Raw genomic sequence first — 18,631 nt, 5'->3', positions numbered from 1 at the left:
ATAGGAAGCCTTATGTTGATTAGCAAATTTAAGATCTACAGCACGTCTTTCTTTACTGCCATTTTTTTTTCCTTTTCGGGTTATTATGTACTGCTCATGCTGTGCAGCAACTTGCTTGGACTTAGTTATTCACAATATTTCACTATCCCGGTTAGAATATTAATAGTGCTTTTGTTTTTTATATGCTTTATACTGATTGGCCGGCAAGAGCAAAGCAAAAAGCCGGTTTTTTTAGCCTTTATCGCATTCTCGATAGCTTATATTGTCAGAATAACAACAGAAACGTTGGGTGGTGTCCATAACCACATGAACAATGGTGCTTTTCTGCTCTACTATCTGTCTTTCTGTTTTCTGCCTTTCCTGTTCCTGCTCTTAAAGAAGGAATTGCCTACCGATCTGAAATTATATAAGTGGGCCATATTGTCATCGGGGTTTATATTAGCGTTACTATCTTTCGTGTTTTATAAAGATATTATCGGAACAGTTGGAAGAATATCTTTAGCTGTGTCAAAGGATGAGAACTATATATCACCACTGGCGTTGTCATACTCTGGCTCGCTTACAATGGGAGTGGCGCTGCTGCTGCTGCTTACAGAAAAGAACTCTAAATTCACAAAACTGACGCTGTGGTTAATCGCTGGCGTGTCTTGCATACCCTTTTTCTTAGGGGCTTCCAGAGGATCTGTTCTATCTCTCGCGGTTCCTTTTATTCTTTTTATACTAAACCACCGCAGCAAGCTTACAAGCATTTATTTAATGCTCGCTTTCGTTCTGTTTTCTTTTGGGGTGGTGGCCCTGAGTGAGCAATTTGGCAGTTCTGTAATAAGCAGATTCATGGGGATTGAAGAGGACATCAGCTCTGGAAGTTCCTCTGCCTCCAGAATCGGGATATGGGAGTACGCACTGAACCACTTTTATGATTCTCCGCTGTTTGGTAGTAGCTTAGAGGTGCCTGAGACTGGTCATTATCCGCATAATATTTACATTGAAGTGCTGATGACTACGGGTATAGTGGGCTTTATACCATTTATGTTCATAATAGTTAAAACAATGCTGCAATCCCTGTACATCTTCAAACACAAGCCGGAGCTTTCCTGGATAGCTGCCATCTTCTTACAGAACATTATCCAAAACAGTTTTAGCGGTGCAATATATGGCGCCAGCTGGTTATTTGTCTCTATGGCGATGGTATTATGTGTGGACTTCAGATCTGAAGTTGCCACTACTCAACGTGTGCAGGTATTTGGGCGTAAACGAGTTGGAGCCGGAGCATGATAAAGTCTCTCCAAAGAGATATTAGCCTACCCATAACCAGTTTTTCATACACCCGCTATTTTAGTAAGCAAAAAAATCAGCTATTTTGCATCGATTTTAGCAGGGCCGGCTGACTCATTTAAGATATCCTCCTTCTCCTGTATTGTTCCTTTTGATGCGCCTTTAATATGTTGTCTCATTTCAGAAGGCAGCTTATTCAAATCAAATGCCCCATACCCCTCAATAATGATTTGATGAAGCCATTATTGAGGGGTATGGGGATATTTTAATATAGAGCATTAGGATATTATACCGTTGTTGTTAAAAAGTCCTATAAGCTGTTCTGACTTTCCGAGCAAGTGGACCCCTTTACCTAATCAGGCTTAAGCAGTTTGCGCCAATCGCAGCGCCTTTGCAACCCGTTTCTATTGCTTTTCCCAGCTCTGCATAACTTTGGATATATAGCTTCCTTAGAGAGTTGTTGAGGCACATGAAGTTATACTCAACCTACTGGAAACAGTAACATAACCTGTACTTTTTAAGGTCTTGCAGTTACCAAAGCCTATGTGCCCTTGTTTAGCAATAGGCTGTTTTAACTATAGTTGCACTATGAGATAATGTTGAAGCAGCGGGTAGGCATTTTGGAGGAAATGTATCACAGTTTGTCCCTAATTTCTACAAAGTGTGGAATAGTTCTACATTATATATAAATCCTAATTTATATATAAAATGCTGATTGTTAATGACTTAATGGTAAAAGTGTGTTTGGTACGGTTATGACTTTAGCAGATGCATTACGTTACCCTAATAAAGTGAAAATGCCTTCTATTGCATCTTTATACTCTTTTACAGCAAGATGGTTCCCAATTGCTGAAAGTTCCAAGCATCACACCCTTAAGTATACTTGTTTTAAAAATAGGCATTCTAATAATTTAGAGCCTTTTGAAGGAGTGCAATTTCAATGAAGCACATAATGGCATTTGTTAAATTGATAAAGTGCAAATGGTTTGTAATGTGGTAAGTTGTTAAAAATTAAATTCTGAGGTAATTATTTGATTTGAAGATACCTATTCCTCTTCGTGTTATTTGTATATATATAATTTTGAATTTATAATTATATATATTGAAACATATTGGATTATTTTTAGTGATTGATTTTGAATAAAAATTTAAGATTTGATTTTTTCTAAGTTTCCGCACGCGTTTTTATAGCTTTATTAAAATCCTTGATGTTTCAGATAAAATGGATATAGGTTTCATTATATAGTAGATTTTCATTTTAGCTGTAAGTAAATAATAATATAAAGATCTATGTTGCAGCATTTAGTTCTTGCTGAATGTTTTCCTCTCTCCCATAGTCTAATGTCTTTTAATTATCTTTCAAGCCATTGATTAATAAGGTATTTTAACTGATTCTAATGAATCGGCTAAATAAGGTGCTTAGCTTGTTTGTTATCTGTCTCAACAGTGCGTTTTAATAATTATGCAATAATTAGAAACTTAAAAAATTAAATGATATTTACAGGTTATATAAATTTTAAAAGAATTTAGTAAGTGTAGTTTGCAACTATGTTTTTTTGTATAGTTTTGATTCGAAACGAATTATAAACTACTAACAATTGAACGTTTATGAGAAATCAACTTTTAGCCGAGGATTTTTCTTTAGTCGTCTGTCAGCATTTGAGGCGCAGAGGCCACTTTATTTGCAAAGCTGATCGGCATGATCGGCTGACCAAGAAGAAAAGCTACTGAGACTGGCTTTATTCCTTAATACTAGACTATAAATTTTAGAAAATCCTCAAAAAAAAACAATAATGTTACTACCAGACATGAAGAGAATTTTATTCTTTGTTCTTGCAATCATAGCCTTTTCAGCACAATCTTTTGCGCAGGTTGCTCCGAATTTTAATATTTACATGATCGAAACCCGTTTTAATGGCGATGCGATGGAAGATTATTTCGCAAGCAGTGGCTATGATCGGGACAATGTTCAGATTATGATGGCAAGTTCTTTTGCTGAATACCCTGAATACACTACTATCAGCCGATCGAAAATCAGAGACTTCCTTAATAAATATTACCCAAGTTCCACCAGCAAAGGGTGGTTAGTGCTTGACTGGGAAGAAGAGCCATACACTGACTTAAGAAACTATCCGGTAACAGACAGCCGTTTTAAAAACGCAGAAGCCAAAATTCTTCAACTGATAAGTGAAGTAAAGAGCTATAGGCCAAATGTTAATGTAAGCATGTACGGGATTACATACCGTACTTGGAATACCTGGCAATATGAGAACTATAATCCGGCTGGGAAATATGACAGGATAGTTTCTAACCTGGACTTTCTGACCCCTTCTGTGTATAATGTATATGCTGACGAAACTGTAGGGCATGAGCGTAACCTCCGTTATCTGCGTGAAAACCTGACAACAGCTTTAAAATATGGCAAGAAGCACAACAAGCCGGTTCTTCCTTTTTTCTGGCACAGAATTCACTTCAACGATCCTAATTATGGGCGTGAGATCATGAAGAAAGAAACTTTAGCAAAATATGTGAAGCTCATCCAGACTTTTTCATATGATGGTTATAAGGCTAGCGGTGCTTTCTGGTGGGATAACGTTTCCGGCAGGCTCGAAAACTTGAAAGGCATTAACGGGCACCTGAATGGCACTGTATATAACGAAGCTACTTATGATGCAATGATCATAAACTATGCGAAACACATTAAGTATGTTCTGAACGATGGTGCTTCATCTTCTCCTGACCCTTCCCCAACAGCGCAGAAGGTGGTGAGCTATACGCTCTTCGATGCCAGCACCAAAAAAGATATACGGACGCTTGAAAATGGCGCTACCCTGGACTTGTCTACTCTGCCAACTAAGAACCTCAACATCCGTGCAAACACTTATCCGGCTACAGTAGGCAGTGTTAAGTTCTCGTTGAGCGGGTCAGCCAGCAAGTCAGCCACCGAGTCCAATCCTTCTTATGACCTTATGGGCGACAACGGCGCCTGGGTGCCTTCTGCGGGAAGCTATACCCTCAAAGCCACGCCTTATACTTCTTCCGGTGGAAGCGGAACGGCTGGAACAGCCCTGAGCATTGGTTTCAATGTGGTAACGAGCGGCGCATCTTCTACCGGATCAAGAGGAGAGAGCTTTACCCTGATAAATTCTGATACCAACCGGGATATTATCACCATTGCTAACGGCGCAACTATTAATCTGTCATCTTTGCCGACCAAGAACCTGAACATCCGTTTCAATAAAGGCACTATCAGCATGGCAAGCGTGAAATTAACCTTAAGCGGCGCTCAAAGTAAAAGCATCGTTGAAAACATAGCACCTTATGCCTTGTATGCTGATAACACAGATGGGAACTACTATGCCTGGACTCCTCCCACTGGAAGCTATACCCTTAAAGCAACGCCTTATTCCGGCACAAAGGCTAGCGGCACTGCAGGTACATCTTATAGCATAAACTTTACTGTGTCTAACAGCCTGTCGGCTACTTCTTCAAGTAACCTGTCTGCGGACTCTGCCTCTCTATCCTTCAAAGCTATCGATGGAGTTGTTGCCTACCCTAACCCTGCGACTTCACTGATCAACGTTGAAGCAAGTGAGACGGGCGAAGGCGTTTCAACCATAAACATCTATAATTTAGATGGCAAGGTAATGATTACCCAGGAGGAGAAAACAACTGCTTCCGGGTTGAAAACAGCGGTCGATATAAACAGCCTCCGTCAAGGATTATATATACTGGAAGTAATAACTCCTAAAGGACGCTCATCGCAGCGTATCGTTGTGGAATAAACCACGCTACCCCTCCACTCATAGTTCTTCGATTGAGGAACTAATGATTCCCATACCCCCTGTAAAAAGAGAGGCCGGCACTAAGTCCGGCTTCTCTTTTTACAGGGGGTATTGTATTAGGGACGCAATAAGCCATATCACATATTCCATAATTCCTTCCAGCGCTACATTAAAAATGCAGCCCCCCTTTCATTTAAAAGGATAAAGAGCCATATATAAATAAAGGTATAGGCGACGTGGTATCATGTATCCAAACAGAATGTTTGATTCCCAAACCAAACGGAATAGTTTCACCCCGTTAATCAACCATTCAAGGGACTGGTACATGGAATTTGCTTGATTATAGATTCGATTTTTTTCTGAAAAAAAGCAACTGTCTGCTTATTACATCATATAATTATCATGAGTGCGCGCCAGAAATACGAGAGGGGGGAGGGCAGATCATGAGGCTCTGCTATGCAAGGTCGCGCATTCCCTGACTAAAATTACCGGATGCATACCGCAAAGTTAACTGCAAGCCCATTTCTAAAACAGACGTTGCACTGGTTGCCGTTATCTTTAGAACCTCCTGATGAATTTCAGAAATCACAACTTAATAATTGCATGCCTTCTTCTAACAGACATACTTAGAAATTTATCCTACATATGAATATCTATAATATTTAAAGGTTATGTTTTTTAACTTTTTTGCGAAACAATTTAAATATATTACGTATAAATAATTTACCTTGATAGAATATGCCAGTTATAACAAGGATTGTTTCAAAACCTTTGCTTTCGATTAATAAGCCTCATAGTCAAAATAATGAGTGGATTTAGGAATCAGAAGGTGGAGGAAATACAATTTACATGAAGTTGAAGCAGTAAAAATCATTATAGCGACGTAAGGCGGGAATAAAAATCTGTTTTCTGCATACCTCATGAAAAATGCGCTGCGCCTATGGTCTCACTATTTAGCCAATTAAATCAACAGGTTCAGATGAAACAGAATTACATTAACCTTACTCAGTTCTGCTTTTCTTCACTTGGGGGCAGGATAACCCTTCTGTTGGTTGTATTAATCATAAGCGTTCAAGCAAGCGCTACTTCCCGTCTCATGGTTGATCCTGAAAGTCGAAGCATTACTTTCGACAAGGCTGCAGGGGCAGCTTATAGCGGAGCGGGTGCTACGATCTCAGACGGTGATGGGATAGCAGCATCGTCATTCACCAGTATTACGTGGGGCACCGCTGCTAGCCAGCCTTATACCGTCACAGAGGGACAAGGCAAGGTAGTGAACGGCAAACTTTATACCTTCGGGGGGTTTGACAGCCAGAAATCCACCTTCACACCGACAAGCCGTGCTTACAGGTACGATCCGATTGCGAATACCTGGACGCCTATTGCCCCCATGCCACCTATGAATGGGACAAGTTACGGTGGTGTTACACATGCCGGCTTTGCCACAGATGGCACCAACATTTACTTTGCCGGCGGTTATACTTCCAACTCCTCCGGAACCGGACAGATTTTTGGTACAAAGGAAGTATGGAAATATGTAGTCTCTGATGGTACTACTCCTGATCGGTACGAGCGTTTGCCCGACTTGCCAATAGCGGTAGCCGCAGGGCAGTTAGAATACCTGAATGGTAGGCTCCACCACATAGGCGGCACGAACGCCGCCCGTACATCGAATCTGGGAAATCATTATGTGCTTCAGTTGAATGACCTTGCTGCGGGCTGGAAAACGCTGGCAAGCCTTCCGTCTCCTCGCCACCACGCCGGTTCTGCCGTTCATGATGGCAAGATTTATTTCATCGGCGGGCAAACAGGCCACGACAGCAACCTGACTACCTCGAAGCTGGTGCATCAGTATGACCCTGTGACAAATACCTGGAAACTAGTAGCCGACCTGCCTGTCCCCACCGGGGCAAATGGCAGAGGGCATATATCTTCAGCTGTAGTTGTAGTGGACGAACGCATAATAGTGTTAGGCGGTGAGACGGAACACGTAACCGGCAGAACTAACATGGTATCTGCCTACACGCCTTCAACAAATACCTGGGAGAATATTACGCCGCTACCAAAGTCGCGTTATTCCGGTGTGGCCGCATTATTAGGAGGAAATATTTATTATACTGGCGGTTCCAATTCAAGCACCACCTATAAAGGTATACCTGGAGAGCAGGCCGGAGAGCAACAGGTGTTAAGCTTTACCTTGATGAACGCTGATACGAAAAGTCAGATACAAGCACTCACGAACGGGGCAACCCTAAACTTGGCTACTTTGCCTACCAAGAACCTGAATATTCGCGCCACTACAAGTCCTGCTACGGTAGGCAGCGTGGTCTTTGCCTTGAGCGGCACCCAGAGCAAAAGCGCGACAGAATCCAGGGTCCCTTATGACCTGATGGGAGATGATGGTGCCTGGACACCTGCCGTTGGCAGCTATACCCTGAAAGCCACGCCATATACGAATTCAGGTGGAGGCGGCTCTGCGGGTACATCCCTATTGATAGCGTTCAATGTTGTAAATCAGAGCCCGGATACGAACAACCCCTTGATTACCAATATTGCGGCTACTTCCGGCAGGAGCTACGTGCTGGCGGAGCTTACGGTGGGTGTGAGAGCTTACACGGACCGCACCTATGAGGTGACGAGCGTGCCGGCCTCTTTGGCGGGGGCGTCGATGATCCGCACGGCCAACGACGACAAGCGCAACACGAGTTCCTCGCTGCTCTCCTTCACCCTAAGTCAGCAGGCGACGGTGTATGTCGCCTACGACCCGCGGGCCACGGCGCTGCCCTCCTGGCTGAGCGGCTGGCAGAAACTCACCGACCGGGTGGGGGTCAACGACTCGAAGATCAGTTACATGGACCTCTACAGCAAGAGCTTCCCGGCCGGGGCGGTGAGCCTGGGCGGCGGCATGCAGAGCCCGGCCGCAGGGGCCGAGAATAATTATTTCGTGGTGGCGAAGGCCGCGCAGGCACCATCTACAGGCTTGATCAGTAATGTAGCTACCACAAGTGGCAAAAGTTATGCTTTGGGAAACCTTGCAGTAGGTGTTACCCACTACACGGACCGCACCTATGAAGTGACGAGCGTGCCGGCCTCTTTGGCGGGGGCGTCGATGATCCGCACGGCCAACGACGACAAGCGCAACACGAGTTCGTCGCTGCTCTCCTTCACCCTGGGCGAGAGCGCCACGGTGTACATCGCCTACGACCCGCGGGCCACGGCGCTGCCCTCCTGGCTGAGCGGCTGGCAGAAACTCACCGACCGGGTGGGGGTCAACGACTCGAAGATCAGTTACATGGACCTCTACAGCAAGAGCTTCCCGGCCGGGGCGGTGAGCCTGGGCGGCAGCATGCAGAGCCCGGCCGCAGGGGCCGAAAACAATTATTTCGTAGTGGCGAAGGCCGCGCAGGCAACACTTTCTTCAAGTATTACCAAGGATATGAGAGCAACCACTTTTGACATGGCTCTGTCAGAAGCAGAAAGCAACAACCGCTCATTAACAGTTTATCCTAACCCCGCTTCTGGGGGGGCGGTTTTTTTGGAGGCGGCTAATTTCGGTAAGCAGGAGGCTTTATCCATTACAGTGCATGATATGCTTGGACGAATTGTCGCAAGTGCGAATGCCGTGACTGACAATCTGGGTAATGCGCAAACTGAGGTGCCGGGGCACAAGCAACTACTTCATGGTTTTTTTATTATCAGAGTAAGTGCTGCAAGCGGAAGAGCCCAAACCAAAATCCTTGTAAAGTAATCGTATTAGCAAAGTATGTTGAGATAATCCTTAAGGTTTTACTACTGTAGGATGCGTTTAACTCATTACAAAGAGTCATGAAGTCTAAATGATATAGTAAAGGTTGCAATGGAAGGGATACATTATATGAAAGTAGCTCAATATACCCATACCAGTTGGTTCAAGCGCCTTGCATGTCACCTGCCTGGATCTTCTCCTCTGTGGAGGGGCAGGGGTGGGTTCTGAAGAACAGCTTCATGCGCAGTATGCAGTTGATAGGAATAGTATAAGATAACTGAGAAATAAGTGTGGCCTACGGCCAGAACATCATGCACATGCAAAATACTAAGCCATTCATGTGTTCGGGGCACAAACTTCAATCCATGCTGTGCGCAGTCCAGTGAAGGCTACTGGGCGCGACCTTTTCATTAAATAACTGATTTAACCATATAATATATAGTTTAAAAGTTACAATTGGCACAAATGAAAAAACAATATACAACCTATCTTAATGGCACCTTATTATTGAGTATCAAGTGGCTGTTGCTGCTGGTTATCAGCATTACTTATGGTAATGCGGCATATGCTGTAGAAAAGCAGACGCAGGACGCCAGTCTTGTGTCTAACATCACTGCCAGCAGCGGGCGGAGCTATGTCTTAGGAAACCTGGCAGTAGGTGTTACCCACTACACGGACCGCACCTATGAGGTGACGAGCGTGCCGGCCTCTTTGGCGGGGGCGTCGATGGTCCGCACGGCCAATGACGACAAGCGCAACACGAGTTCGTCGCTGCTCTCCTTCACCCTAAGTCAGCAGGCGACGGTGTATGTCGCTTACGACCCGCGGGCCACGGCGCTGCCCTCCTGGCTGAGCGGCTGGCAGAAACTGACGGACCGGGTGGGGGTCAACGACTCGAAGATCAGTTACATGGACCTCTACAGCAAGAGCTTCCCGGCCGGGGCGGTGAGCCTGGGCGGCAACATGCAGAGCCCGGCCGCAGGGGCCGAGAACAATTATTTTATGGTGGCGAAGGCCGCGCAGGCAGCGACGGGGGGGGTGATATCTAACATCACAGCCAGCAGCGGGCGGAGCTACGCGCTGGGAAGCCTGGCAGTAGGTGCTACCCACTACACTGACAGGACCTATACTGTCACATCCGTACCGACGTCCTTAAGTGGGGCGGCTTTCATCAGAACAGCCAACGACGACAAGCGAAGTACGGCTTCGTCGCTGCTCTCCTTCACCCTGGGCGAGAGCGCCACGGTGTACATCGCCTATGACCCGCGGGCCACGGCGCTGCCTGCCTGGCTGGGCGGCTGGCAAAAAATCACGGACAGAATTGGGGTGGACGATTCACAGATCAGCCACATGGAGCTCTACAGCAAGAGCTTCCCGGCCGGGGCGGTGAGCCTGGGCGGCAACATGCAGAGTCCGGCCGCAGGAGCCCAGACAAACTACTTTGTGATTGCGAAGGCAGCTGCGGCAAATACAGGTGAGGAAGTGAAGGTGAATTTTCAATTAGCGGCATCAACTACGCCTTCAGGCTATATCAAGGACAGCGGCTTGCCTTTTGATGCGGGCAGGGGATATGGATGGATAAACCCTTCCACAAAACAACCCCAAGACCTCACTGCAAACATGCGCGAAAGATCAGGCACCTTGGAAGCTCGCCTGAGGACGTTAGCACAGATGCAGGCTACAAACAGCGGTCAGGTACCGGGCACCTGGGAGTATGTCGTTCCGAACGGAAGTTATAATGTGTCAGTTAGTGCGGGAGATCCGAGCTACACAGATAGCAAGCATCAGATAAATGTAGAGGGTAAAGCAGCTATCGCTGGTTTTGTTCCTTCTTCGCAGCAAAAGTTCCAATCAGCAACAGTTGTTGTGAGTGTGGGTGACGGAAAACTGACTGTAGATGCGACAGGCGGTACTAATACGAAGATAAATTATATTATCATCAGTCCGGCAACGACTGGAGAGGATATAGTTCCACCTGTGGCTAGTGTTAAGTTTACTGGCACCGAACAATCGTCAGGTGTTTACAAAAATGAGGTTTACGTATCTGTAACAGCTTCAGACGAAGGCGGCTCTGGGCTTGCATCCGTACAGTACAGCCTAAATAATGGTGCTTATACTGCCTATACATCGCCAGTCAAGATATCAAACCCAGGGAATTATACTTTCAGGGCCAAAGCCAGAGACAATAGCGGTAACGAAACGATCACACAATTGTATAGCTTTAGTGTTGTCACAGCCACAGAAAGCAATACCTACATGGTCATCGAAAACCAGGACTTTTTCCCTGCTCCCGACCAGTTGACATTCTCGCTGGTACAAATACCCTGGAGGCGCACCAATAGTGACGGCACCTACACACCGTATAACGAGAACCATAATAAAGTAAAGCTTCGCATTCATAACAAAGGAACAGGTGCTCTTGTGGTTAGCAGCCTGGTGTTATCAAACCCGGCGGCCTGGAAAATAGCTCAGATCAACGGTGTAGATTTCAATGCTTCCGCCGCTCTTCCGCTATCCATCAACTCGAAAGCATATGCTGAGCTTTTAATAGAGTTCATTGCCGTAGACCAGGCAACAGAGGTGAAGGTGTTAGAGGATGTCCTGAAGATCTACTCCAACGATGATTTAACTCCTTATAAAGAAGTTAAACTGAGGGGCCTGTGGCAAAAGCAGGGAGAGGGTGGCTCAGAGCCGCACGCGCAGCAAATCATCAACGCACTTGGCTTCCGTTCTAGAACTGGGTTTAATTCGAACGATGGCGTCTCAGACGGTTCCTACATAATGCCCAACTCAGATGAAATTCTCTCTGCCTATTTCCTGAGGGTAGACCCAAGTAAGCCTGTGCACGTTGTTCAAATGGCCGCTTACCATGGTTGCTGCTCACAGACCGAAACCTTTCAGTGGTATGACAAAGGCAGTACAACTAGTAAAGTGCTGTTTACACACGAAAATCTGGACGCTCAGTCGTTGCTGCCGAGAAGGAACGGATCTACCCGGCTTGCGGAAGGCTCCTTCACTCCGACGGCAACTACGGCTAACCCGACAGCAGCCTTTGGCTTTAGGGTGTTCTATTCTTACTCTGACAGAGAGAAGAACTATCAGGATAAAATAGCTATGCGCATCTGGAAAGCTGTGGATAGCAATGGCAACATTATACCGAACGCTTACCTGCTGGGCATGGATTACTTAGGTACACAGTACACGAACTACGATTACCAGGACAATATATATTATGTCAGCAATGTGAAGCCAGAGGCGGGGCCGGTTCATTACTCAGAATTGGGTGCTACTCCAACAACCGATTTTGATTTTGGCGCTGTAATGGCGGGGTCAAGTAAAACCCTAACTGTGAACATCAAGAACCTGGGAGGCACGTACTCCGGTGGCAGCGATCCTGCTGTTCAAATCCAAAAAGTCGAGATTGTGGGGCCAAACCTGGCCGACTTCTCAACTACTGCCCCTGCCACCACTACCCTTGCAGCGCAGGCTTCTACTAGTGTTTCGGTAAAGTTTTCACCAAATAGCCGCGGCATCAAAAACGCCGCACTGCTAGTATACTACAATAGCGCGGCTTCGCCGCTACGTGTACCGCTATATGGCATTGCGAACGACAATACCGCAACAATATCAGCTATCAAACGCATAAAAGGCGCTGCTGATGCCAGTGTTACCATTGGCGGTAAAGTGTGGGAGGCAGACATCAACTACCGTAAGGGCAGCATCAAACTGGATAAGCAGCTAGTAACGACGCCTGTAGCTGCCACGGACGATGATGTGCTATACCAGACATATCTGTCTGCAAGTGCCAACCTGGCTGAAACAAGATATGAGATTCCGATCGCTAATGGCAGTTATATGGTCAGAATGCACTTCGTAGAAAACTACTTCTCGGCAGTTGGGGCAAGGGTGTTCAATACCACCATAGGAAATCAGTTGCGCCTTTCAAACTTTGACATCTACAGTGAAGTAGGGTACAGAAGTGCGCTTGTGAAGGATTTTGAAGTAAACGTATCGGATGGCCTTTTGAACCTCAAGTTTAACCCGACAGCAGATCGATTGGCAATAGCGGGATTGGAGATATTCAAAGCTACATCAGCAAGTGCCCTAGCTTCATCTCTTAATGTGGAGAATGCTGCTGTGCTGCAAGAAAACGCGGGGGCAGCGCTGCTTGTATACCCAAATCCTACCTCCGGCGGGAAGATATATGCTGAAGTAACCAGTTTCGGAAAGGAAGAGGCGATAACAATTACAGTGCATGATGTGCTGGGGCGAGTTGTCTCTTCTATGGATGCAAAAACTGACAGCCAAGGCTCTGCACAAGTCGAAATGCAAGGGCACAGCCAAATGAGGCGGGGCATGTATATCATCAGAGCAAAGGGGCCACACGGTAAAGCCCAGACCAAACTCTTGGTTTACTAATTTCCGCAACACATGTTATTATAGGGCGCTGCAACTTTGCAGCGCCTTTGCTTTTATTAGGAGTGGGTTCGGCTACAAGATTGAATGTTTAACCATATAATTTAAAAATTATCTACTGTTTAGCTATTTATTAATGACTCTGTTTAGTGTTTTACGTATACTATTTTGAGATAAATTAAAATAATTTCAATTATATACTTTGATAGTCAACTGTTTAGCCCTTATTCCATTTTAGATAATGCCAGACCGATTTAACACCTTTCACTCTGACAGGGATCAGTTAATGTTGGTCACACCTTCCAATCATTTATATACTGTGAACCAGCCTTTACATCAATGACATACCAGCATAACTGCGGCAATACTAGTTGTTTGATGCGTTGACAGCAGTTAACCCAAAACTTTACTATGAAAGCACAATACAACTTTACTAGATTCCTTACCCTAGCATTCATACCCCAGAGGCTGACACTGCTGCATACAATTCTGTTTACCGGATTCTGTTGGTTTTCTAGCTTAACCTATATATATGGTGCAACTGCTCTGAACACCTCGACGGGTACCGCAGAGTCTTTACCTAAAGAAAAAAATATAAACACTCCGAACAACTTGCTTGGTTTGACCGCTGAGACGCCCTGTTCACCCCTGAGTATGCTGCCCTGCGAGCAGCTTGCCGTTGCTATGCCATTGAAACTGGATTTCGATGGTAGTGAAGTCGGTATTCCGGATGTAAACGGTTTAGGTACTGGTTTCACATTAGTAGATGCCTACTCTGGTACCCGGCTCACCCCAGACGGCCCTACTTCCGATCCTGCAGTTCCTGGGTATGAATCTACCAAGATGGTCATCGTCTCCGGTAGGCTAAAACTTACTTCAAACAAAGGAATTGCCTACCAAAAGAATAACAACCAAATAAACTCATTAGGGGTGCGGGTAGATAGCCGCGGCAAACTGCAGATAGAGACGGTGCTTCTAAATCCTTATGCCGGAGCCAATGCTGAGCAGGCAGGCCTGTGGATCGGTCTGAATGATAAGACCTTCATCAAGCTAGCGGTATCTGCAAACAGAGTAGAATTGCGTAGAGAATTGAATGACATTTCAGCGGGTTCAGGTTCCGCTGATCAGCGTATCACAGGCACTATCATCGGCCTAAATACACAGGTGGTACGGCTAAGGTTGTTGATAGACCCAGCTCAGGCCACAGTGGAGGGCTATTATTCCACTGACGGAACTACCTATAAAAACGTAGGGCAGGCATATAACTCACCCGCGCTGAGCATAGCAGGAATGGGGCTTACCAGCAGCACAGCCCATACAGGCATATACGCCACGCATCGCAATGGCTCAACCCCTGTCACTTATACGTTTGATAGTTTTTCTGTTGATGTTCCCGGTGTTTCTGCAGACCCCGGTGTTTCTACACAAATTATCAGTAACCTGACATCTACTACGGGCAGGAGCTATACGCTGGCGGAAGTGGCGTTGGGTGTAAAAACTTACACAGACCGCACCAATCAGATAACCAGTATACCCTCCACGCTTTCGGGGGCAGCCATCGTGCAGACAGCCAATGATGACAAATGGAATACTACGGGTACCTTGGTTAGCTTTGACCTGAGCCAGCAGGCGACGGTGTATATCGCCTACGACCCACGGGCCACGGCACTGCCCTCCTGGCTGAGCGGCTGGCAGAAGCTGGCGGACCGGGTAGGGGTCAACGACTCGAAGATCAGCTATATGCAGCTATACAGCAAGAGCTTCCCGGCCGGGACAGTGAGCCTGGGCGGCAACATGCAGAGCCCGGCCGCAGGGGCACAGAACAACTATTTTATCATAGCGAAAGCAGCAGAGGCAGGACAGTATACTTTATCTGTCTCTACAACGGGCAGCGGGTCTGTGAGCAAGAGCCCTAACCAGACAAGTTATGCCGCAGGCACTAGCGTCAGCCTGACAGCGACAGCGGCCTCTGGCTACCAGTTCAGCGGCTGGTCAGGCGACGCCTCGGGCACATCAAACCCATTGTCGCTGACAATGAACAGTAACAAGACCATCACCGCGAACTTCACCCCGGTACAAACCTCTGGTCTGGTTAGCAACTTAGCAGCAACAACAGGCAGAAGTTATATTTTAGCAGATTTAGTGGTGGGTGCCCTCCACTATACAGACCGCACCTATAAAATCACGAGTGTGCCTGCTTCTCTGGATAAAGCAAAACTTATCCGCACGGCCAACGACGATAAGCGCAACACGAGTTCGTCACTGCTCTCCTTCACCCTGAGCCAGCAGGCGACGGTGTATATCGCCTACGACCCGCGGGCCACGTCGCTGCCCTCCTGGCTGAGCGGCTGGCAGAAGCTGGCGGACCGGGTAGGGGTCAACGACTCGAAGATCAGCTATATGCAGCTATACAGCAAGAGCTTCCCGGCAGGGACAGTGAGCCTGGGCGGCAACATGCAGAGCCCGGCCGCAGGGGCCGAGAACAATTATTTCGTGGCGGTTCAGGGTACGGCCTCCAGCACGATATGCTCACCGATCAGTATGCTTTCGTGCGATCAGCTTCAGGTGAGCCTTCCGCTTAGCCTAAGCTTTAGCTCCAGCGTTAGTAACAGTGTGCCAGACAAAAATGGAGTGGGCACAGGTTTCACCATGGTGGATACCTACTCAGGCACGCGCCTCGCTGCAGATGGAGCCCCCACAAATACAAATGTACCCGGCTATGAAACCTCCAAGCTGACAGTAACGGGGGGGCAACTGCAAGTGGTAACCAATAAGGGCATTGCATATTTGAGTAATAACAATCAGCTTAACACGCTGGGGGTGCGGGTCAACAGCCGTGGACAGTTGAAGGTGGAGACGACACTAATCAACCCTTATTACGGCACAGCCTCAGAACAGGCAGGGCTTTGGTTTGGCCTCAACGACAAAAGCTTTATAAAATTGGTCGTGTCGGGCAATAAAGTGGAACTGCGGAAGGAGCACAATGATGCTTCCGCAAACTCAGAGATGCGGATTACAGGTACAATCAGCGGGTTGAGCAGTAAGACAGTGCGGCTGCGGCTGGAGGTGGATCCCACCTCAGGAACAGTGCAGGGCTTTTACTCTACCGACGGAAGTACCTACCTCAACGTAGGGGCCTCGTATAGCGCCCCGGGTGTGAGCATCGCCGGCATGAACCTAACCAGTTCGACCGCCTATGCAGGCATATTCGCCACCCACCGCAACGCCACCAGCCCCGTCACCTACACCTTTGACGACTTTACCATCAAAACATCACTGCGGCCATATGTAACAGCGGTTCGCCCTGCCGACGGCGCTGCTTACGTGCCACTGGATCAATCTATCTCGGTTGATCTGGCGTATCCGAGCGGTAAATCTATAGATGGGAACACTGTTAATACCAGTACAGTGAAACTGCATACTGTAGCGATAGGAGGCGGGACGGAAGTGACAGGGACAGCGGTAAACGCGACTGCTGCCGGCGATGCCATTACCCTTTCTGCTCCTCTTAAAGCTGGCACCACCTACGAGTTCTCTATCTCTGACCAGGTTAAGGATGGCAACGGATATGCGATGGTCCCGTTTACCTCCCGTTTTACAACCACCAACTTTTATCCGGAAACACCCACTGATTTACAGGGAGTATCCTTTACAGAGCAGACACTGATTGATAACACATTCGGCACTGTTGGCTTTACGAGCCTGGTGATAGGGCCGGACCGCCGACTTTATGCGGCCTCAGCCGACGGCAAGATTGAACGCTGGGATATCAGGGCAGATGGGACATTTGCAAACCATATCACCATCGCTCCGTTCGGGGCAACTAAACGCCTGCTGATCGGTTTTGAGTTTGATCCTGCGGCCACTGGAGCAAACCTGATCGCCTGGATCAGCCACTCATCCGGTGAATTCAACAACCCGCCGGAGTGGTCGAGTAAAATTTCTAAGATAAACCTGAATAATCCTGCCAGCCCACAGGTTGTGGACTATGTCATTAACCTGCCGCGTTCCTATAAGGACCATACCGTAAACTCCATTGATTTCGGTCCGGATGGTGCGCTCTATATTGTGCAGGGAAGCAACACGGCGATGGGTGATCCAGACCTTGCCTGGGGCGAGAGGTCAGAGCGGCTTTTAACAGCTGCCGTGCTTCGGCTGGATATCACAAAAGCCGATCAGCAGTCACTGCCGATAAATGCGCAGACTGCTGATGGGGGCACTTATAATCCATATGCTTCAACGGCTCCACTAACCATATATGCCACAGGCGTGAGGAACGCCTATGACCTTGTTTGGCACTCTAACGGTGAACTGTATGTGCCTACGAACGGGTCCGCCGCAGGTGGAAATACGCCAGCGCTATTATCCGGGACAAAATGGTCGAATGGGCAGGTGTATTCAGGCTCAGACATTCAGGCAATGTCTGATGTACGTGCCTCCCAAAATGATTACCTGTTCCGGGTACAGAAAGGGGGGTATTACGGTCATCCGAACAAACTGCGGAATGAGTATATCATGAATGGGGGCAATCCCACAGACCGGCAGGACCCGGGAGAGGTCGTATGGACTGAAAATGGGGCAAGTTATGGTTACCCTGTAGGCACGCCCATAGAGCCTAACTATCGGGGATGGGCCTATGACTTTGGCCTGAACATATCTCCCAATGGCATCATAGAGTTTAAGAGCAATGCCTTTGGCGGAAAACTGCAGGGTAAGCTTTTGGTTTGCCGGTTTAGTGGAGGTGATGACGTAATGGTGCTTGAGCCAGGGGCTACTAACAAAGACATTATCCGAGCAACTGAAGGAATCAAAGTTCCTGGCCTTCGCCGCCCTTTTGCGAACCCGCTGGATGTAGTGGAGGACGTGCGGACAGGGAACCTATATATATCTGAGTATTATGACGGTAATGGGGATGGCAAGCCCCGCATCACGCTCCTCAAGGCAGACCAACCGGCAACAACGACCGCTGCCATTTCTACTGCGACTATCAGTGCTTCTAAAGCGGGGGGTGAAGTGAGCAGTAGCCTGGAGATATATCCCAACCCTACACCTGGTGGTAAACTGTTTGTGAACCTAAAGGACTTCGGCCAGCATGAGCCGGTGGAAGTCTCTATCACAGATGTCTCAGGCCGCATTATTCAGTCCCGTACCCTCGTAACAGACGCCGGCGGAGCAGGGAACATAGAGCTTACCATCGGTAAAGGTACTAACCATGGCTTGTATATCATCCGGGCAGTGTCTCCAACTGTCACTAAAGTTGGAAAGCTTATCGTTCAGTGAGCAGTTATGGGCACGGAATTTTTATCACGCATCATCGCTGGGTGCCTTTTTGTGCTGCACTCCAGCTTAAGGTTGGAACCTACGTCTCTTAAAATGTAATTCCCCGGTGCGGGGGGCTATATAATTCACC

The 18,631-nt window shown here is 47.3% G+C and carries 5 protein-coding genes; all 5 read left to right on the top strand.

Annotated features, from left to right (window positions below; genetic code table 11):
• Positions 1-12: 12 nt before the first annotated feature.
• The 5 genes from ABD920_RS18735 to ABD920_RS18715 all read left to right on the top strand — a co-directional run bounded on the left by ABD920_RS18735 (position 13) and on the right by ABD920_RS18715 (position 18,501).
• Entirely contained in the window at positions 13-1,275 is a 1,263-nt protein-coding gene (locus ABD920_RS18735; RefSeq protein ID WP_345161074.1) for an O-antigen ligase family protein, read from the top strand.
• Between the two features lie 1,808 nt (positions 1,276-3,083).
• Complete coding sequence (locus tag ABD920_RS18730) at positions 3,084-5,060, top strand: T9SS type A sorting domain-containing protein (RefSeq protein WP_345161072.1); 1,977 nt, start codon at positions 3,084-3,086, stop codon at positions 5,058-5,060.
• A 1,096-nt stretch (positions 5,061-6,156) separates the two neighbouring features.
• Positions 6,157-8,808 (top strand): Kelch repeat-containing protein, encoded by a 2,652-nt coding sequence (locus ABD920_RS18725; protein ID WP_345161069.1) that lies wholly within the window; start codon positions 6,157-6,159, stop codon positions 8,806-8,808.
• Between the two features lie 462 nt (positions 8,809-9,270).
• Positions 9,271-13,224 (top strand): malectin domain-containing carbohydrate-binding protein, encoded by a 3,954-nt coding sequence (locus ABD920_RS18720; protein WP_345161067.1) that lies wholly within the window; start codon positions 9,271-9,273, stop codon positions 13,222-13,224.
• 681 nt (positions 13,225-13,905) lie between these two features.
• Positions 13,906-18,501 (top strand): InlB B-repeat-containing protein, encoded by a 4,596-nt coding sequence (locus ABD920_RS18715; RefSeq protein WP_345161065.1) that lies wholly within the window; start codon positions 13,906-13,908, stop codon positions 18,499-18,501.
• The last annotated feature ends 130 nt before the right edge of the window (positions 18,502-18,631 follow it).

It is taken from the genome of Pontibacter saemangeumensis, from assembly GCF_039541895.1.
In the GTDB taxonomy this organism is placed as follows: domain Bacteria; phylum Bacteroidota; class Bacteroidia; order Cytophagales; family Hymenobacteraceae; genus Pontibacter; species Pontibacter saemangeumensis.
Note: the sequence above shows the minus strand (reverse complement) of the source record. Positions and strands in the feature narration are given on the sequence as shown.

What these genes read in the sequence shown, in the direction of transcription:
- ABD920_RS18735 (WP_345161074.1), top strand. Translation starts at nt 13, where the DNA reads ATGTTGATTAGCAAATTTAAGATCTACAGCACGTCTTTCTTTACTGCC.
- ABD920_RS18730 (WP_345161072.1), top strand. Translation starts at nt 3,084, where the DNA reads ATGAAGAGAATTTTATTCTTTGTTCTTGCAATCATAGCCTTTTCAGCA.
- ABD920_RS18725 (WP_345161069.1), top strand. Translation starts at nt 6,157, where the DNA reads ATGGTTGATCCTGAAAGTCGAAGCATTACTTTCGACAAGGCTGCAGGG.
- ABD920_RS18720 (WP_345161067.1), top strand. Translation starts at nt 9,271, where the DNA reads ATGAAAAAACAATATACAACCTATCTTAATGGCACCTTATTATTGAGT.
- ABD920_RS18715 (WP_345161065.1), top strand. Translation starts at nt 13,906, where the DNA reads ATGCCATTGAAACTGGATTTCGATGGTAGTGAAGTCGGTATTCCGGAT.